The sequence below is a fragment of the Flavobacteriales bacterium genome, from assembly GCA_016713875.1.
Taxonomy (GTDB): domain Bacteria; phylum Bacteroidota; class Bacteroidia; order Flavobacteriales_F; family PHOS-HE28; genus PHOS-HE28.
Map to the genome: position 1 here is coordinate 3,387,453 of JADJOI010000003.1, position 18,577 is coordinate 3,406,029.

Genomic DNA, 18,577 nt, shown 5'->3' on the forward strand with positions numbered 1-18,577 from the left:
TCGGGCCTCAGCCTTTCACAGCGATCCCCAGCTCTTGCAATTGGATCTCATCGATGCGGCTCGGCGCGTCGATCATCACGTCTCGGCCGGCGTTGTTCTTCGGGAAGGCGATGAACTCGCGGATGTCCGTGCGGTGGCCGAAGAGGCTCACCCAGCGGTCGAAGCCGAAGGCCGCGCCACCGTGCGGCGGAGCGCCGAACTCGAAGGCGTCCATCAGGAAGCCGAACTTGTACCGCGCATCCTCGTCGGTGAAGCCGAGCACGCGGAACATGGCCTCCTGCATGGTGCGGTCGTGGATGCGGATGCTGCCGCCGCCGATCTCGGTGCCGTTGATCACCAGGTCGTACGCGTTCGCGCGCACGCTGCCGAGGTCCTTCTGGTCGAAGAGCTTCTGCGCGTCCTCCGGCTTCGGGGCGGTGAAGGGGTGGTGCATGGCGTGCCAGCGGCCACTCTCCTCGTCCTGCTCCAGCAGCGGGAAGTCCACCACCCACAGGGGCTTGAACACCTTGGGGTCGCGCAGGCCGAGCTGGTCGCCGAGGTGGAGGCGCAGTTCGTTCAGCTGCTTGCGCGTCTTGTCCGCCTTGCTGGCCATGATGCAGAGGAGGTCGCCGGGCTTCATGCCGAAGCGCGCGGCCCAGGCCTGCAGCTGTTCCGACGTGAAGAACTTGTCCACCGTGCTCTTCAGCCCTTCCTCGGTCCACTTGACGAACACGATGCCGGTGGCGCCGATCTGCGGGCGCTTCACGAAGTCGATGAGCGCATCGGTCTGCTTGCGGCTCCAGCCGGCGCAGCCTTCGGCGTTGATGCCCACCACGAGCTCGGCCTCGTCGAACACCTTGAAGCCTTTGCCCTGCACCAGGTCGTTCAGCTCGTGGAACCGCATGCCGAAGCGCAGGTCGGGTTTGTCGCAGCCGTAGCCCTTCATGGCCTCGTCGAAGCTCATGCGCGGGAAGGCGCCGTCGAAGGTGACGCCGTGGATGGCCTGGAACAGGTGCTTGGCCATGCCCTCGAAGGTGTTCAGGATGTCCTCCTGTTCCACGAAGGCCATCTCGCAGTCGATCTGCGTGAACTCGGGCTGGCGGTCCTGGCGCAGGTCCTCGTCGCGGAAGCACTTCACGAGCTGGAAGTAGCGGTCGAAGCCGGCCACCATCAGCAGCTGCTTGAAGGTCTGCGGGCTCTGGGGCAGGGCGTAGAACTCGCCGGGGTTCATACGGCTGGGCACCACGAAATCGCGGGCGCCCTCGGGCGTGCTCTTGATCAGCACCGGCGTCTCCACCTCCAGGAAGTGCTGTGCGCTGAGGTAGTTGCGCACCTCGATGGCCATGCGGTGGCGCAGCTCGAAGTTGCGGCGGATGCTGGCGCGGCGCAGGTCCAGGTAGCGGTATTTGGCGCGGAGCTCATCGCCGCCATCGGTCTCCTCCTCGATGGTGAAGGGTGGCGTCCTGGCGGCGTTCAGCACCTTCAGCGCGGTGACCACGAGCTCGATCTCGCCGGTGGGGAGGTGGGCGTTCTTGCTCTCGCGCTCCTTCACAATGCCGAAGGCCTGCACGACATACTCACGGCCCAGGGTGTTGGCCTGCTCGCACAGGGCCTTGTCGCGTTCGGTGTTGAAGCTGAGCTGGGTGATGCCGAAGCGGTCGCGCAGGTCCACGAAGGTCATGCCGCCCAGGGCACGCGTGCGTTGGACCCATCCGGCCAGGGTCACGGTCGTATCGGCGTCGGTGAGGCGGAGCTCGCCGCAGGTGTGGGTGCGGTACATGGGGATGGAGGCGGGCCGCGAAGATACCGGCCCCTGCCGCTCGTGGCCGGATCAACCATCCGCCACGCTCCGGGCAGCGGGGCACCTACCGTGTCGCATCTTCAAGGTCAACACCGATCCCCCCATGCGTCACGCAATGCTCCTGACCGCCCTGCTCTCGCCGGTGCTCGGCCTGGCCTGTTCCTGCTTCGGTCCGCAGACCTTCTGCGAAACGATGGACCCGCCCTACGCGGAACCGCAGTGGTGGGTACCGGACAACATCATCCTGGCGGTGAAGGAGAACAGCGTGGCCTACGGGGTGGATGTGCGGGTGCTGCAGACCTTCAGCGGGACCCTGCAGCCTGGCGCGGTGGTGCGTGTGTGGGGCGATTGCGGCCTCCTTTGCCGTCATTATGTGGACGGGGTGCCCAACGGGGACACAGTGCTGTGGGCCATCCAGGACTGCGACCTCATGGGTAATGGATCCTGCGGCACAAGCCTGGAGGCGCCCACGGACCATCATCTCTCGATCTGCGGGGTCTATTGGCTCAACTACACCAACGGGGTGGTCTCGGGCCCCTTGCTTACGGCTGGGGCCACGGAGAGCATGACGCTGGCGGAGTTCGACAGCTTCGTGGATGGTTGCCTGGCGACGTCGGTACCAGGAGGCGCTGCGCAGGAGGAGGGAGACCTGCTGATCCAAGGGGACCGCCTGCATCTGATCGGCGGGCCCGACCTCGGCGGTGCTGAGCTAAGGGCCTGGGACCTGACCGGTCGTTCGCTCTTCAGCACCGTGGTCCGCTCGGGAGAGCGCAGTTGGCAGCTGCCGGAGGCTTCCTCCGCCGTTTTCCTGGTGGAACTGCGCACGCCCGGTCGGCGCATGGTGCGCAGGCTGATGCGGGAGTGAGCGGTGCGCTCACTCGGCCGACAGGGCGGCCCGGCAGGCGTGCAGGGCCTCGGAGGCCTTGGGGTCCGCCACGGGTGGCCGCAGGTCCAGGGCCTCCAGGCGTTCGCGGATGAGGCGGCCCGCCAGGGCGCGGCTCTCCCACTGCTCATCGGCCGGGATGATGTACCACGGGGCGTGCGGAGCGGCCGTGGCGCCGATGGCCTGTTCGTAGGCGTGCATGTAGTCCTCCCAATGGGCCCGCTCCGCCACATCGCCGGGGTTGAACTTCCAGTGCTTCTCCGGGTCGTCGATGCGCTCCAGGAAGCGCTTCCTCTGCACGGCCTTGCTCATGTGCAGGAAGAACTTCATGATCACGGTGCCGCTGGCGGCCAGGTGCGCTTCCCACGCGGCGATCGCGTCGTAGCGCGCCCGCCAGAAGGCCTCGTCGATGTCCTTCACGCTGCGCACCGACGGGATGTTCTGCCCCACGATGAATTCCGGGTGGACACGCGTCACGAGCACCTCCTCGTAGTGGCTGCGGTTGTGGATGCCGATGTGCCCCCGCTCGGGCACGGCCTGCGCGTGGCGCCAGAGGAAGTCGTGGCTCCGCTCCAGGCTGCTGGGCGCCTTGAAGCTCCACACGCGCACACCCTGCGGGTTCACGCCGCTCATCACGTGGCGGATGGCCGAGTCCTTGCCGGCGGCGTCCATGGCCTGGAAGATGAGCAGCAGGGCATTTCGCCCGCCGGCGTACAGCAGCTCCTGGAGCTCGCTGATGCGCTCCCGGTCCTTTTCGAGCCGCTCCTTCAGTTCCTTCTTGTCGGCCTCCTCGGGCAGGTCGGTCACGTGGTCCTTCAGCCGGAAGCGGCCCGGGGCTTGCACCACCAGGCGCGGGTCGTTCAGCAGGTGCTTCATGGTCGGTGAAGCTACGCAGCACCGGATGGCGCTTCCGGCCGATCTTCACGCCGCCAACCGCTCCACCATGCCCGCCAGCATCAACAGCCCCTTCACCCGCTTCGCCAAGCGGATCTCCACCTTCACCGGCCGGCCGCTCACCTTTCTGCTGGCCGTGCTCGTCATCGTCGTGTGGGGCGTCACAGGACCGCTGTTCGGCTTCAGCGATACCTGGCAGCTGGTGATCAACACGGGCACCACCATCGTCACCTTCCTGATGGTGTTCCTGATCCAGAACACGCAGAACCGTGACACGGAGGCGTTGCAGATCAAGCTCGACGAGCTGATCCGGGTGCAGCGCGAGGCCAACAACGCGCTGCTCGACCTGGAGGAGCTGGACGATGACGAACTGGACCGGATCCGCCAGGTCTACCTGGAGCTGGCGCGCCGCGAGCGGGACCAGGGGTAGTCGACGGTCGGCCGAAGGAGGTCAGGCCGGGCGTTGGCAGAAGTAGATCGCCCCGCCACCCGTCACCAGCCCATGCGGAACTGCTCGGCCGCGGGGTACTGCTCGGCGAAAGGCACCACCTCCACGGCGAAGCCCGCCTCAGCCAGCCGGTCCTTCACGTCCAGGCCATAGTAGCGTGAGGTGGTAGGGTGAATCAGGACAGGTGGCGGTCAGTACATTTCTGAACGGCACCATGAAGAAGACCTACCGCAAGCATAGCCCCGCCTTCAAGACGAAGGTGGTGCTGGAAGCGCTCAAAGAGCGCGAGACATTGAGCGAACTGGCCCAGCGCCATGGGTTGCATCCCACGCAGATAGCCGCTTGGAAGAAGGAGTTCCTGGAGGGCGCCGAGCAGGTGTTCGGTGATGGCCCAGTGGTGGACGCCAAGGCCCATGAGCAGGAGAAGGCGCAGCTGCACCAGCAGATCGGTGAGTTGACCGTGACGGTGAACTGGCTCAAAAAAAAACTGCTGTGATGCCCTTGGATGTGCGGCGTACGCTGGTGGACCGCGAACTGGCGACCAAGCCTGGGGACCAGGGAGGACTGAGCATCAGCAAGCAATGCGCTGTGCTGGAGATCCACCGGAGCGGGCTCTATTACACCCCACGACCAGTCATTGACGAGGACCTGCAGCTCATGCGTTTGATGGACCTGCTCCACCTGGAAGACCCCGCCAAGGGCACGCGTATGCTGGCCAAGGACCTGGCCGACCATGGCTTTGCCGTGGGGCGCGCCCGCGTGCGGCGGCTCATGCGGCTGATGCGGATCAAGGCCGTGTACTGCATGCCGCGCACCACCGTGATCGATGCGGCCAAGTACAAGCACCCCCTACCTGCTGCGCGACTTGAAGATCGAGCGGCGCAACCAGGTGTGGGCCGTGGACATCACTTGCCTGCCGGTGAAGGGAGGCTTCATGTACATGGTCGCGGTGATCGACGTGCATACCCGCTACCTGCTCAACTGGAGCATCTCCAACACCATGGAAGCCGAGTGGGTCACGGGCATGATCAGCGAAGCGATCGCCATGCACGGTAAGCCCGAGATCATCAATAGCGACCAAGGCTGCCAGTTCACCAGCGAGGCGTACACGGCCTTGTTCCGCAAAGGAGGCGTGGCTGAAGGCGTCCTTATCAGCATGGACGGAAAGGGGCGCGCGATCGACAACGTCTTCATCGAACGCTTCTGGCGCACGCTCAAGCACGGTCACCTGTACCTGGCTCCGCCCATGGATGGTATCGCACTTTACCAGAGCTGCGCCCGCTTCATCGAACGCTACAACAACAAGCGCAAGCACTCCTCGCTCGGCTACCGCACACCAGCAGCATGCTGCCGCGTGGCAGCCTGAGATATCAACAGAACAACGAGTGATGAGTCTCCCCTGGACCCCTCATTTCGACACCAACAACCACACTTACATTTGACCTAGACCTGTCCTGATCGGGTAGACCACTTCAAGGTCGCCATTCATACCATGGACGGCAGGCTCGTTCTCCGGCGATCGTTCCTACCCGATCGTCCGGAGGCCATGCGATCGATCCCTTGGGGTGCATACACATACACGTTGCACCGGTCGGGCGCACGTGTAGGTTCGGGCAAGGTCATCCTGCACGAATGACGAAGGGCGCCCACTGGACGCCCTTCGCTCAAGAAATCAGTATCCCGTACAACGTCCCCCTGTTCTCCTGCCCCTGCCATCGCCTCGAACAGGGCCATGATGCGCTGCTCAGAACAGCTTCACCTCCCCGGCCACGACCGCCGACCACGGGATCTGCTCGATACCCGGCGAGAGCATGCGCCGCTCCTCGGAGGTATTCACGACCCAGCCACGCTTCAAGCCGAGGTCGCTCATGCATTGCTTCAATCCGGCAAGGCTGCGCGGGTCGATGGTCGTGCCCAGTTTGATCTCCACGGGCAAGAGCTGGTTGCCATTGCGGATGAGCAGATCCACTTCTGCACCGGCCTGCGTGCGCCAGAAGAACACCTCGGGCCAAATGAGCGGAGGAAATTAGGAGGAAGTTGCCTTGTATTTCTGAAGTCCGACTTCAAATATGCAAGGCTACATTCAACGGTCAAAGCATCCCCCGGTTCTCCTGCTCCCTTTCGATCGCCTCGAAGAGCGCCTTGAAGTTGCCCTTGCCGAAGCTCTTCGCGCCTACCGCTATCGCGGGAAGAAGACGCTTGCGCGGTAGATCCCGAAGTACCTCGTGGAGCGTGGTTCCTATGCGCCATTTTCCACTGGACGAATGCTGGTGTCCGGTCAGAGCGCTTTCGCTGCACCCCAAGTTTGGAACGCCGCCGAGAACTCCGATGAGAAGCCATGATGCGCAGTGAACAAGTACTGCACCCCCGCGAGGCCCTTGATGGTCGAGATCGCACGGATCGCGGCATCGTGGTCCATGTCGAAGAACTCCACGGAGGGCCCCACTTGCCCATCTTTCAGGCTCAGGATATCACCAGTGAACAAGTACTTCTCATCGACCTTGAAGCACATGGAGCCGCTTGTGTGGCCCGGAGTGAGGATGCACTGGACCTTCACGTTCCCGAGGCTTATGACCTGACCATCGGAGAGCACGGTGTGATCCTCTCGGGGCATGCTGTTGCTATAGAAGGGCACCTTCTGCTGCTTGCCGGTGAGCATGTCCACCTCGGCTGAGGCGAGATAGGTCACCGCGTGAGGGAACAAGGGCAACGCAGCCACATGGTCCATGTCCGTGTGGGTGAGCAATACGGCCACTACGCTGTCGGCAGGCACTTGGAGCTTTGCCAGCTCGCGCCGCACGATGTCGATGTCCTTGCCCGCGTCGATGGCGACATAGTGACCGCCGTCTTGGACAAGGTACATGTTCACGAACTCGTCCTGGATAGCATACACATGGTCCACCACATGACCGGTTGGTGCAGGCGTCATAACCGAAGTCTCAGCACCGAAGCGGTGCATGAACCAAGCGACCGCAACCCCAACGATGACGGCCAATGCACCGATGGCTCCGAGCAGGATCTTCCAATATCGTTTCATCGCAGTGCTGGTTTCGAGTGCACAAAGCTCCCGCCGACCCTTCCGGGGGAACGATATCGATGGATAAGAAATCAGCGTCGGGCGATCCTCGCTCTGATCCGGCTCAGGGAAACGGGCGTGACACCGATGAACGAGGCGATGTGGTGCTGCGGCACGCGCTGAATGAGCTCGGGGCGTTCCTTCAGCAGCGCGAGGTAACGCTCCTCTGGACTGTTCAGGAGATACGCCGTGAACAGGTCATGCAGCCCGACGAACCGGTCCTCGATGGAACGTCGCACGAACTCGTTCATCTTGGGGAACCGCTGATACAGTTCGTGCAACGATGCATGGGAGAGTGCGAGCACTTCAGTGTCCTCCAAGGCTTCCATGGCGATCAGGCTGGGCCGTCGTGAGAGGAAGCTGTCGTACGTGCCGGCGAACATGTGCTCGGTGAAGAAGTAGGTCGTGCGGTCCACGCCATCCTTCATGTAGTACAGACGCAGACAGCCTTTCACGACGAAGTACACCTCGTCCGCGACCTGTCCTGCGGGTATCACGATATCCCGCTTCTTGAAGAGCTTACGGTTGAAATAGCTGAGGACCAGGGTCAGCTCTTCATCGGTGAATCCCGTGATGAGCTTGAGCGTGGCTATGGCCCGATCGTTCGCCATGGATTCGGGTGGAAGATTGTTCGTGCAACCGGCTCAAAGCAACGAAGGACCTGCCAATGTGAGCCCTTCGTGATGACCGAATGAATTCGGTTACAGTGTCCCGCGGTTCTCCTGCTCCCGCCATCGCCTCGAACAGCGCCTTGAAGTCGCCTCCCGATGGATCGGGACGAAGACACTGGCCGAAGCTCACTGCTTGCGAGCCTTCTGGACGGACTTGTGCAGCGCCGACTTTCGATCCGATGGTCGCAGATCCGAAAAAGCGGATCGTGCAGGAGGAGGGTGCCGATCCTCTGGACCATGGGCCCCAATGCGCATCCGGCATGGGCCGCGTGATGCGCTTCTTGATGCACATCAAGTGCCCGGCGCATGCTGCCACGGCAGATTTGTGGTGCAGAACCAACAACTCCATGCGATCGAACAGACTTCTTTCCATCGGCACCTGGTCCCTCATCGGCATCAGCGTGCTCGGCATCGGCTCCGTCAGCCTCATGGCGTTCCAGGATCCCCAGGCGGTGATGGCGCTGGTGGGGGTGAAGCTCTCCAATACCGACGCTTACAGTTCCATCCGGGGTGTATATGGCGGCGTTGGCATCAGCATCCTCGGCGCGCTCCTGTACCTCGCGTTCACCGACCGCAGGGCGGCCTTGGGCTTCATGGCGCTCTTTTGGGGCATGTACGCGGCTTCACGGCTGATGACCATCGGCATGGAAGGGGCGTTGGGGTCGTTCGGGAGCCAGTGGCTGGTGATCGAGGGCACCTTGTGCCTGCTGGCGCTGGTGCTGCTGGCCTTCCATGTGCGCCGCCCCCGAGGACTGGCGGTCGCTTGACCTTGGATCTCCGCGGAACGACGAAGGGCGCCCCATCGGAGCGCCCTTCTGTCAATTCATGCTTCGTGTCCGCCTCAGAGCGTCCCCCGGCTCTCCTGCTCCCGCTCGATCGCCTCGAACAGCGCCTTGAAGTTGGCCTTGCCGCAGACCCTAACCACCGATCCAACCTTGATGCACGCACAAGCGGTACACCACAGAAGTGATGAACAGGACAAAGCCCGAAACCGCCAGATAGTTGAACGAAGTACGACCGGTCGAACGAACCGCAAGCAGGCCCGATAATCCCAAGCACAGACCTGCGGTACCGACCGATTTGCTCGAATGGCCGTCGAGCAGGTCGATACCAAAGGCCAGCAGCGCCCCGACCAAGGCGAGGATAAGCAGCCAAGGCCGCGTTGTCCTGACTTCCGTTGAACCGTTCATGCAGGCAAAGATAGTTTGTCCTGCTATGTCGTCCTCAGAGCGTCCCCCGGTTCTCCTGCTCCCGCTCGATCGCCTCGAACAACGCCTTGAAGTTGCCCTTGCCGAAGCTCTTGGCGCCCTTGCGCTGGATGATCTCGAAGAACATCGTGGGGCGGTCCAGCACCGGCTTGGTGAACAGCTGCAGCAGGTAGCCCTCGTCGTCGCGGTCCAACAGCTCGACCACATCCTCGACCTGGCGGTTCTTCTTGCCAGCGGCAGGTGCGGTGATCGGTACGGCCTCATGCCTCGAACGGCTCGATCAACTTGCGCACCAATGCGTTGTAGTGCGGGACCCGTTCCTCTAGATCGTGTCCTGCGGCCAGCGTTTCGGGGATCCACCCGCGCGAGACCAGGCTGCAGCAGGAGATGAGGTAGTCCTCTTCCGCGATCGAGAGCGCGCGCAACTCGCCCGCGGCTACCAGCGATCGGAAGCACGCGCGCAGGGCAGCCTGACGCTTCTCCTGGGTTGCCCGGTATTGCGCTTTCACCTTGGGCAGTTGCGAGAGCAGTCGCGCCATGCTCAGCAGCAAGCTGCGGTAGGCAATGTGGTTGCGCAGGATCCGCTCGAAGCGCTCGAAGAAGTCCTCCAGCGATGTGACGCTGCCATCGGGCACCACGCCATCATTCAGCGCGCGCAGGCCCAGGCCGAGTTCCAGCACGAGCGACTCCTTATCGGGGAAGTAGTAGGTGATATGCCCCGGTCGCATGCCCAGCGCCCGCGCGATGTCGCGCACCGCCACATGTTCCACGCCGTGCTTGTTGAACAATTGGAGCGCCTTGGCCAGGATCCGCTCGCGCTTGTCCTCACCCTTGACAGTGATCCTCCGCTTCGCCATATATTTGGACAGTGTCCAAATCTAAGCACATGCGGTACACCTACCCCCACACCATCGAGAACGGCCACGGCGAGCAACTCACCTTCGTGCGCTTGGTGAAGGACCGCGAGGGCGAATGGCTTGAAGTGGAGAATCGCGTGCAGCCGGGCTCCGGCCCGCCCATGCACCTTCACTTCAAGCAGGCCGAGAGCTTGACCGTGGTGAGCGGCCGCATCGGCGTTCAGGTGCAAGGACAGGAACCAACAGAGCATGGTCCTGGTGAAACGGTGACGTTCAAGGCTGGCGTGGCGCACAAGTTCTGGGCGGCGGGCAATGAGCCGCTTCGTTGCAAAGGTTGGATCAAGCCCGCGCATAACGTGGAGTACTTCCTCACGGAGATTTTCAGGAGCACGAAGGAGAACGGCGGCAAGCGGCCCAAGGAATTCGATGGCGCCTGGCTCAGCAGCCGCTATGCGAGCGAGTTCGACATGACGGAGATCCCAGGCTTCGTGAAGAAGGTGATCTTCCCGATCACTGTCTTCTTCGGCAAGCTGGCGGGCAAGCACAAGAAGTACGCGGATGCGCCGGAGCCAGTGAAGTGATCAGCAACGAGCTGCCGTTCGTGTCGCGCTGGTTCAGTGTGGCGACCATCGCTCCACAGTGGCATCCACCGGCTCCACAGTGCGCAGGTAGTCATACAGCGCACCGAGGTCCGATCCGGTCATTCCGGCGTACATCATCCAGGGCATCACGGTCTGGAAATCGCCTTTACTCGCGTCCACCAAGGGTGGTACGTAGGCGCTGTCCGCCGCCTCGTTGAACCGTTTGATGAACTGCTCGCGCGACCACGTGCCTATTCCCCCCTTCTCGCTCGGCGTGATGTTCGGCGATCGCAGCACCGAGCCGGAGGGGAGGCGGAACTCGAAGCCGCCGGCGAATTCAGGCCCCACCTTTTGCCCTTTCTCGCTGCGCGTATGGCACTCCGCACAGCCGGCGGCGTTGGCGATGTAGCGGCCGAGGGCCACCGGGTCGGAGCCATCGGGCCGTGCGCCTGCTGTTCCCACCGCTGGCATGGTGTGGATGATGATGTTCATGGGGAAAGCGGGCTCGCTGGGGGCCGGGCTGCTTTCCACCGCGGGCAGGCTGCGCAAGTAGGCGATGATGCTGTACACATCTTCCGGATCCATGCTCCCATAGTTCAGGTAGGGCATTACCGGGAACAGTGCCCGGCCATTCTTGCTCACACCGCTGGTGATGGCCCGGTACAGTTCTCCATCGCTCCATTCGGCCAGTGCGAAGGGAGTAACGTTCGGGCTGATGAAGGTGCCCGGGAAGCCGAGCTTTTCATCGAATCGCTCACCGCCAGCACCCAAGGATCCCGGGATCAATGGCCCGCTGAGCTTCGACCAGTCGCGCGTGCTGTGACAATCCATGCAGGCACAAACGCTATTGGCCAGGTATGCGCCGCGTTCAATGCGTGCGGCCGTTGCCTCCACCTTCAGGTCGACGGGAGCATCGATGTCCGGTAGTGCTTGCGTGATGTAGGTGATGGCGCCGACCATGACTACAACGCTCACGACCAGGAAGATGCCGAGGGTGCGGAGAACGCGTTTCATGATGCTGTTCAATTGATGTGTGAAGTGACATGGACCCTACCGCGGAGCAGCCAAATGCCCAACCAGGCGCTCCACACGGGAAAGAGGAAGAGGTAGGCGAACAGCCCGAACATGCTGATGGCTTCCAGATCGATGAGCAGGCCGAACACATCAAGGAAAGCACACACGCCCAGCGCCATGGCGAACAGCCCGAGCCCGCGGTGCGATCCGCGGAGGGCGGATCCGGACATCCACAACCACACAGCCAGCAAGGACATGCACAGCGTGTTCCACAAGCCGACATAGACCAGGCCGAACAACGCACTGTATGTGGTGCTCACCGCCACGCGCGTGGCCTCGTTGCCATGTGCGTAAGCGGCGAAGAGATCCGTGGTGCCGGCAAGGATGGCGGCACCGATCGAACCTGTCAGCATGTAGCCATAACCGGCCCTGGCGGCAAGCTGTGCATGCAGTGGACGGCTCATGGAAGCGAGGTCCGTGAGCAATACCGAGGCAGGCAGCAACAGCCAGTAGTAACCCACGATGTCGAGCACCCAACTCCAGCGCACAAGCGTGGCGTTCACGTTCGGGTGTGCGATGGCGCGCAGGGGATCGAACATCGCATCGAAGTCCCAGTGGTAGGCGATGGGGCCGAGGAAGAAACTGAGCAGAGCGATGGGGGCCGCGAGGATGGCGCACCATCCGGCCAGGCGGGTGTAGCTGAGTTTGGTCATGCGGGTCTTTTGTCGGGCAAAGCACGAGCGACGACGAGTGCAGGTATTGGAAGCTTGTGCCATGCCCGTGTCCCATTCTTCCAAAGCGCCGACCGTCGGGTCCGATCGCACTATTTTTCCAGCATGTCGCTGCAGCCGGTCTTCTCACGGCCATCAACGCTTCTGTCGCCTTACATCGCCTACTTCTTTGAGGTGGAGGCCGCGCCGCCCGCGGACGATTCAGGGCCACACCGGGTGAACGTTCTCCCGGTTCCGCATGCGCAGATGGTCTTCTCCTTCGGTGGTCCGTCGTTCGAGCGCGTGATGGGTGGGGGCTTGAAGCCCAGCCCGGACCATGCGATCACCGGGTACACCACGCGCACCGTTGAATACTCGAATCCAGGTCGCCTGGGGGTGGTCATGGCAGGTTTTCATCCGTGGGGACTGCAGCCTTTCTTCGAGAAGCCCCTGCGACCCATCATTGATCGCAACGTGGAACTGGACAAGGTCTTCACCGGGACGGGGGAACTGGACCATGCCGTACGGACCGCATCAGATGGAAGCGCACGACTGCAGCGCATCGAGCGCTTTCTGCTCAGCAAACTGCGACGGCCCGCCTTGGATGAGGCCGTCGTGCACAGTGTCAAGGCCATCATGGAAGGAAAGGGGCGTGTGCGCGTGCAGGAGCTGGCCGATGCGCGTTCCTTGAGCCGACGGCAATTCCTGCGCCGGTTCCAGGATGCGTGCGGTGTGGAGCCGAGCCTCTTCATCCAGTTGGTGCGCTTCCAATCCACGTTCGAGGCCATGGACCAGCAAGGTGAAGCACCCGATTGGTCGACCATCGCGTTGGATGCGGGCTACTACGATCAGGCACACTTCATCAATGCCTTCCGTTCGTTCACCGGTCTGGCGCCCACCGAATACATGGCTTGCATGCATCGCACTGAGCTTGGACGCAGCTTCGACGCTCATCGCAATGAGGATGACCCCATGCGGCGCATGTACATCTGAGCGCGCGTCGCACTTACCTCAGTAACAGCGGTATTTTCTAGAGCGTCCCCCTGTTCTCCTGCTCCCGCCATCGCCTCGAACAGCGCCTTGAAGTTGCCTCCCGATGGATCGGGACGAAGACGCTTGCCGAAGCTCTTGGCGCCCTTGCGCTGGATGATCTCAAAGAACATCGTCGGCGGTCCAGCACCGGCTTGGTGAAGAGAGACTACCGAATAGCATTTCCTTGGATCAGCATTGCACGTTGTGATAAAGAGGATAACTTCACAGAACCAAAGCCCCCGTTCGCCATGAACCGACTTTCTCCACTTACTGTCCTGTTGGCTTGCGTTTACGTCCCACTGCACGCTCAATCGAACACGGGTCGACCTTTCTATGATCGTATGGCCGACCATTACATAGCGCATCCCGTTATCGATTCGGTTAGCAGGACCGGTTATGACAAACTGTTCGATCGGGCCTTGCTGGAATGGGGTCCGCGACTTTGGCCTCATGGTGATTTCCGCTTCGCCGCTAATGCCATCGTCGAATCAGTCGGTTCAATGGACGCACGGGCTAATGAGTGCCCACCGGCAGATGTGACCTGGGAATTGCTCGGCCCAGTTGGCCAGCCCCAGAGCGGCTCACATACGCAAGGAGCGATCGGTGTCGGCCAGATACATCGGATCACTTTCGAGCCACAGTACAACGGGTCGAGCAATATGACCGTCTATGCGACCTCGGCTTTCGGCGGCTTGTGGCGCAGTGATGATGATGCTATGTCCTGGAGCGTGGTCAACACCGACCACTTGCCGCTAGCGAGTGTTTCCGATGTGGCGATCAGCAACCTCAACAGTGATGACCTGTTCATTGGCACAGGGAACGCTGATGGCGGTATTGACCAGGCTTGGCAAGCGAACACTGCAGGTGTCAATCCGATCTTCACCATCGGCATCTATCGGTCTCGTGATCGAGGTGCGACTTGGGAGGCTATCAATGATGGTTTTCTCTCCGACTTTGCAAACGGGGGAGTTACTCGTAGGATCATCTCCGACCCGAGCGATCCTGAATTGTTGTATGTAGCAACCTCACTGGGGGTGTACAAGTGTGCTGATGCCCTTTCGACCACCCCTGTATGGGAGAATTCAAGTACGGGTATCGACCCCACATCGATTGACATCCGTGGTTTGGAGTTTAAACCTGGGCAGTCTTCGACCATCTACGCGAGTGGGAAGGACATATACCGCTCGAATGATGCAGGAGCCACATGGCAGAGCATGACAGGTCCGGGCACCGGGTTGGAGATAGGTTCTCTCCCTGACTTGCAGGTGAATCGTATTAACATAGCGGTTACGCCAGCCGCAACAATGAACCTTTATGCATACATCGAAGGTTCGGACATCGGAAATGGAGGGAATCAGGTCTGTTATATCTACATGTTCGATGGAGGTTCATGGATCCAGTTACACTATCGTGAAACGACCAGTCCGTTTACACAAATTTCCCCGGCTTGGATTCCGATCGCAGTGTCACCGGTTGATGCGAATGCCGTTTATTTCGGGCACACTCGTGTCGTAGGGGATCGCGATATCTCAGTGCTGAACTTCGATTGGGAATCGACCTATAGCGGTAGTAATTGCCACGCGGACATCCATGCGCTCGCATTTCAGCCGAACGTGCCTTCTCCCCAATTATTAGCGGGACATGACGGTGGTGTCAGTATCAAGACCATCACCGGAACGCTTAGCCAGACGAATGACTGGCAATGGCGAAACAACGGGCTGGCCGTGAAGACGATCTGGAGTTACGGGGCGTCCGACATCGACAAGAGCGTGGTGGTCATCGGGAGCCAGGACACCGGAGCGGACATCTACAGACCCGTTGGAGGGCAGCACTCATGGGAGAATGTGGGCGGTGGTGATGGTTATGGTGCTCAGGTACTCAACAAGAAGGAGCGCCATCTTGTTTTTTTGGAGAACACAGCCAACATCCAGCGTTTCGACTATATCGCCAACACCAGGACCGACGAGAATTCCTACCTCCCCATCGATCCAATAGAAGCGCCAAATCGGGCATGGAAGCCAAAGACCTTCCAAGTAGTCGAACATCCGGATCTAGCCAACCCATGGGTCGGCTTCACGGAACTGTATGAACGCATCAAGAAGGTGCCCGTATCTCCAGCCGACGCGAACACACCGTCAAACGTATGGACCCTGCAATCCGATGTAAGCAAGGCTCCGGGGCTATCCCCCCAATGGATCAGGCAACTCACTGAGTTCGCTATAGCTGAGAGTGATCCCAACGTCATCTACGCCACGCAAGGCGGCTTGGACAATGGACCGAATGGTATTTTCCAGGTGGAGCCGAACCTGATGCGTTCGACAACCGGAGGGAACAATGGCGACTACGCGGTAGACCGCTTTGTAGACATCACCGCGAGCCTGCCGAATATGAACTTCGGCAGCCTTGTAAAACCGATAATCACAGGAATCGCTATCGATCCGGCCGATGCGGATCGAGTTTGGCTGTCGTTCACCGGCTATGACCCGGATGTAAAAGTCTATTGGACGGAGGATGGTGGGGCAACATGGATGAATGCTGATCCGGATGGATCGCTGGCGAATCTACCCGTCAACGGGATCGTTTATCAATCCGGTACCGATGACTTGTTATACATCGCGACCGATGCCGGTGTGTATTACAAGGATAACTCAATGACCTGCTGGGCGAAGTATGGCGATATCCCCAATGTAAGGACCGTTGAACTGCGGATCAACCAATGCAAAGGCACGCTCACAGCAGCGACGTTCGGTCGAGGGGTTTGGGAAGCCGACCTCCTGCCGCGGACCAGGCCACTGGCCCATACGCGATCGGTATCCAGCGGCGAGACCTGGGCAGGCGAAACCTATGTACATGGACAGGTGCGCGTACTCAACGGTGCCACATTGACGATCACCGGCACGGTACATTTTCCAGCGGGTGGCCGACTGATCATCGACCCCGGTGCGATGGTGGTCGTTGACGGCGGGGTGCTAACCAACTCGTGCGAGGCCATGTGGGATGGTGTTCAAGTTCATGGTAACTACTTCGCTCAGCAAACCCCGTCGAACCAAGGTGTTTTGCGCATGCGAGGGCAGGCTCGGATCGAAAATGCGTTAACTGGCGTACTTCTCGCAAAGGGATCCAATGCGGACCCGCTAGGGCCGATCATCAAGGAATCCACTGGCGGCTACATCAATGCAACGGACGCGAAGTTCCTCAACAACCGATACGACGTGGTATTCCGTCCGTTCGAGAACCGACAAGACGGTACCACGACTGTGCTATCGAACCGAAGTTCCTTCGTACGTTGTTCGTTCCGCACTCTGGGGGATCTGAATGACCCATGGCTGTATCCCAAAGATCATGTGGCGATGGTGCTGAACAGGGGGATCCGCTTCCATGGTTGCGACTTTAGCAACGCCATCTTAGGCAGCACCTATGATCTGCCGTTCGAGCAGGGCACGGGCATCCACTCCATGAACAGCAGTTTCATTGTGGGCAATGATTGCAATGTCATTCTTCCCTACGGCGCCCCATGCCCACCTGCGAACACCACGTCCAGTGCATTCACCAATCTGCACCGCGGCATCCTGGCCACCACCTTCGACCCCAGCCGCACCTTCAGCGTAAGCGATGCCACCTTTACGGGCACCAACTATGGCATCCGCATGGAGGGCATCCAGGACGCGGCCATCCACCGCAACGCCTTCGAGGTGCCCGAGCCCATTACGCCAGGCATTGTCGGCGCGGTGTATGGTGTCTATAGCGACCAATGTACCGGGTACAGTATCCAGGAGAACGCCTTCCTCACCACCCAGCCCGGTGGACTGAACAAGAAGGTGGGCCTGGTGATCAAGGACAGCGGACCCTACTACAACACTTTCTACAACAACACCTTCGAGAACCTCTATACCGGCACCATCATCGAAGGCAAGAACGCCACCTCTGACGAGACCATCGGCCTGGAGGTCAAGTGCAACGAGTACGGCCTTGCCGAAGTCAATGCCTTCGATGTGGCCTTGACAGGGAATTGGGTGCGGGTGCAGGGGACACAAGGCACGGCGATCTTCAACCCCTTCGACCAAACTGAGTGGAAGAATCCCGCAGGCAACCGCTTCAGCCTGTTACACGACGGCACCGGGTACCCCGAAGAGGATTGGTACGTGGAGGACCTGAGCACCTTTGTGGAGTATTTCCATCATGCACCAACTATGGGAAATCGCTCGCGGCCTGATTATCGTGATCCGAATTATTTGCTCCCCAATCCACAAATCGTTTTCTGGCCTCCGAGCCGTTCACTTATTTGCCCTAGTCGTTTAGAAAGCGGCGGACATGTGGTGAAGCGCCTAGCCGCAGAAGAAGAGCACGATGAATATGGCGACAGCAAGGATGCCTACGCCACCACCAAGGATGACGGCGACACCTACAGTCTGCTGGGTTATGTGAGCGACCCGGCGCACAGCAGCGCCCAGCTGCGCAATGCCCTGCAAAGCGTTGCGCCCAAGGTAAGCGTGGACGTGTGGAAAGCAGCCTTCGAGCGAGATCCCGCCATGAACGCTTGGCACATCACCCAGGCCCTGCTGAGCAACAGTCCGCTCCAGGGCGAAGTGCTGCAGATGGTGGAATACTTCGCCCTGCCTGAATCTTACGCCAACCTTGTGTACAGCGCGCAGACTGGCGAAGTGAACATCCTGAGCCTGTTGCAGAGCGCCATGGCCATTCATGGCGGCGCTAAAAGCGAGGCCCTAGCCGACCTGGGGCGCATGACCTGGTTGGACAGTTTGACCATCGACCCTTACTTGGACAGCCTGCTGCTGATCCATGGGGAATTACCTGCATGGAATAGCATCCTGGTGGAAAGTGGTGTGCTGGCCGCCAAAGGACATTTCAACGCCTTGGAGGTGCTGGCGCAGAACGAGGCCCTCAGTGGCGAATGCCCGGAGCTCTACGACCTGTTGAAGCGTTACGCCCAAGTTGAGCAGAACGCGGGATGGGACGATACCACCAGCGTGGACGTCGGTTGGTTGGCACAACTGGCCGCACAACGCGATGTGCTTGGAAGTGCACAGGCGAATGCTTGGTTGCACGCCTTGGGCACAGACCTTCCTGAGGAGATTATCATCCTACCTGGTGAAGGATCAAAGAGCATGGGCCAGCGCGCGAACGCGAACGCAATCGTATGGGACACGGGTCTAACCTTGGAGGTCTTCCCGAACCCTAGTAGCGGGCCGGTCTTCGCTGTCGTGGAAGTACCAGAGGGCGTAGAAGAAGCCGAGTTGCGTGTGTTGGACGTGCATGGCCGCGTCTTACAGGTCAAGCGGCTCAACGCTGGCCCGAGCCTGGTATCTTTGAAGACCGATGGTCTTGCCCCAGGCTTGTATCTGGCGGAAGTGCTCTTGGATGGACATGGTGTTGCTCAAACCAAAATGATCATTCAGCGCTGA

General features: G+C 60.7%; 17 protein-coding genes and 2 pseudogenes. 8 read left to right on the forward strand and 11 right to left on the reverse strand.

The window, feature by feature from the left end:
• Positions 1 to 7: 7 nt before the first annotated feature.
• Positions 8 to 1,759: an aspartate--tRNA ligase gene (gene aspS / locus IPJ87_15815; protein MBK7943315.1), complete on the reverse strand. Its 1,752-nt coding sequence runs from the start codon at positions 1,757 to 1,759 to the stop codon at positions 8 to 10.
• Between the two features lie 124 nt (positions 1,760 to 1,883).
• Between aspS and IPJ87_15820 the strand changes: the two genes are divergently transcribed.
• Positions 1,884 to 2,645, forward strand: coding sequence for a hypothetical protein (locus IPJ87_15820; protein MBK7943316.1), 762 nt, complete (start codon positions 1,884 to 1,886; stop codon positions 2,643 to 2,645).
• Positions 2,646 to 2,654: 9 nt separating this feature from the next.
• On the opposite strand, the gene IPJ87_15825 is transcribed toward IPJ87_15820, so the two are convergent.
• Positions 2,655 to 3,539, reverse strand: a complete 885-nt coding sequence (locus tag IPJ87_15825; protein ID MBK7943317.1) for a polyphosphate kinase 2 family protein — start codon at positions 3,537 to 3,539, stop codon at positions 2,655 to 2,657.
• A 67-nt stretch (positions 3,540 to 3,606) separates the two neighbouring features.
• Between IPJ87_15825 and IPJ87_15830 the strand changes: the two genes are divergently transcribed.
• The 3 genes from IPJ87_15830 (at position 3,607) to IPJ87_15840 (ending at position 5,061) form a co-directional block, all read left to right on the forward strand.
• Entirely contained in the window at positions 3,607 to 3,987 is a 381-nt protein-coding gene (locus IPJ87_15830) for a low affinity iron permease family protein (protein ID MBK7943318.1), read from the forward strand.
• Between the two features lie 232 nt (positions 3,988 to 4,219).
• Positions 4,220 to 4,501 carry a transposase gene (locus tag IPJ87_15835; GenBank protein MBK7943319.1) on the forward strand — a complete coding sequence of 94 codons (282 nt, stop codon included), beginning with the start codon at positions 4,220 to 4,222 and terminating at the stop codon, positions 4,499 to 4,501.
• Positions 4,501 to 5,061 carry an IS3 family transposase gene (locus IPJ87_15840; GenBank protein ID MBK7943320.1) on the forward strand — a complete coding sequence of 187 codons (561 nt, stop codon included), beginning with the start codon at positions 4,501 to 4,503 and terminating at the stop codon, positions 5,059 to 5,061. The genes IPJ87_15835 and IPJ87_15840 overlap by 1 nt, the downstream gene beginning before the upstream one ends.
• Before the next feature lie 688 nt (positions 5,062 to 5,749).
• Here the strand turns inward: IPJ87_15840 and IPJ87_15845 are convergent.
• The 3 genes from IPJ87_15845 to IPJ87_15855 form a co-directional block, all read right to left on the reverse strand.
• The gene (locus tag IPJ87_15845) at positions 5,750 to 6,007 is read right to left on the reverse strand and encodes a hypothetical protein (protein MBK7943321.1); all 258 of its coding nucleotides are present in this window, start codon (positions 6,005 to 6,007) and stop codon (positions 5,750 to 5,752) included.
• Positions 6,008 to 6,283: 276 nt separating this feature from the next.
• Entirely contained in the window at positions 6,284 to 6,934 is a 651-nt protein-coding gene (locus tag IPJ87_15850; GenBank protein MBK7943322.1) for an MBL fold metallo-hydrolase, read from the reverse strand.
• A 179-nt stretch (positions 6,935 to 7,113) separates the two neighbouring features.
• Positions 7,114 to 7,692, reverse strand: coding sequence for a Crp/Fnr family transcriptional regulator (locus IPJ87_15855; protein MBK7943323.1), 579 nt, complete (start codon positions 7,690 to 7,692; stop codon positions 7,114 to 7,116).
• A 407-nt stretch (positions 7,693 to 8,099) separates the two neighbouring features.
• Here IPJ87_15855 and IPJ87_15860 point away from each other — a divergent pair, with 407 nt between their 5' ends.
• The gene (locus IPJ87_15860; GenBank protein ID MBK7943324.1) at positions 8,100 to 8,519 is read left to right on the forward strand and encodes a DUF4345 family protein; all 420 of its coding nucleotides are present in this window, start codon (positions 8,100 to 8,102) and stop codon (positions 8,517 to 8,519) included.
• 150 nt (positions 8,520 to 8,669) lie between these two features.
• Here IPJ87_15860 and IPJ87_15865 read toward each other — a convergent pair whose 3' ends face one another.
• The 3 genes and pseudogenes from IPJ87_15865 to IPJ87_15875 all read right to left on the reverse strand — a co-directional run bounded on the left by IPJ87_15865 (position 8,670) and on the right by IPJ87_15875 (position 9,817).
• Positions 8,670 to 8,942, reverse strand: coding sequence for a hypothetical protein (locus tag IPJ87_15865; protein ID MBK7943325.1), 273 nt, complete (start codon positions 8,940 to 8,942; stop codon positions 8,670 to 8,672).
• Between the two features lie 34 nt (positions 8,943 to 8,976).
• A pseudogene (locus tag IPJ87_15870) lies at positions 8,977 to 9,156 on the reverse strand (4-hydroxyphenylpyruvate dioxygenase).
• Between the two features lie 64 nt (positions 9,157 to 9,220).
• Positions 9,221 to 9,817 (reverse strand): TetR/AcrR family transcriptional regulator, encoded by a 597-nt coding sequence (locus IPJ87_15875; GenBank protein MBK7943326.1) that lies wholly within the window; start codon positions 9,815 to 9,817, stop codon positions 9,221 to 9,223.
• A gap of 29 nt (positions 9,818 to 9,846) precedes the next feature.
• Between IPJ87_15875 and IPJ87_15880 the strand changes: the two genes are divergently transcribed.
• Positions 9,847 to 10,398: a cupin domain-containing protein gene (locus IPJ87_15880; protein MBK7943327.1), complete on the forward strand. Its 552-nt coding sequence runs from the start codon at positions 9,847 to 9,849 to the stop codon at positions 10,396 to 10,398.
• A 33-nt stretch (positions 10,399 to 10,431) separates the two neighbouring features.
• On the opposite strand, the gene IPJ87_15885 is transcribed toward IPJ87_15880, so the two are convergent.
• Together IPJ87_15885 and IPJ87_15890 are read right to left on the reverse strand one after the other, a co-directional pair.
• On the reverse strand, positions 10,432 to 11,412 hold the full coding sequence (locus IPJ87_15885; GenBank protein MBK7943328.1) for a c-type cytochrome: 981 nt from the start codon (positions 11,410 to 11,412) through the stop codon (positions 10,432 to 10,434).
• Between the two features lie 8 nt (positions 11,413 to 11,420).
• The gene (locus tag IPJ87_15890) at positions 11,421 to 12,125 is read right to left on the reverse strand and encodes a hypothetical protein (protein MBK7943329.1); all 705 of its coding nucleotides are present in this window, start codon (positions 12,123 to 12,125) and stop codon (positions 11,421 to 11,423) included.
• 123 nt (positions 12,126 to 12,248) lie between these two features.
• On the opposite strand from IPJ87_15890, the gene IPJ87_15895 reads away from it, so the two are divergent.
• Positions 12,249 to 13,115, forward strand: a complete 867-nt coding sequence (locus tag IPJ87_15895; protein ID MBK7943330.1) for an AraC family transcriptional regulator — start codon at positions 12,249 to 12,251, stop codon at positions 13,113 to 13,115.
• Positions 13,116 to 13,152: 37 nt separating this feature from the next.
• On the opposite strand, the pseudogene IPJ87_15900 reads toward IPJ87_15895, so the two are convergent.
• Positions 13,153 to 13,341: pseudogene (locus IPJ87_15900) on the reverse strand (hypothetical protein).
• A 154-nt stretch (positions 13,342 to 13,495) separates the two neighbouring features.
• Here IPJ87_15900 and IPJ87_15905 point away from each other — a divergent pair.
• Positions 13,496 to 18,577 (forward strand): hypothetical protein, encoded by a 5,082-nt coding sequence (locus tag IPJ87_15905; GenBank protein ID MBK7943331.1) that lies wholly within the window; start codon positions 13,496 to 13,498, stop codon positions 18,575 to 18,577.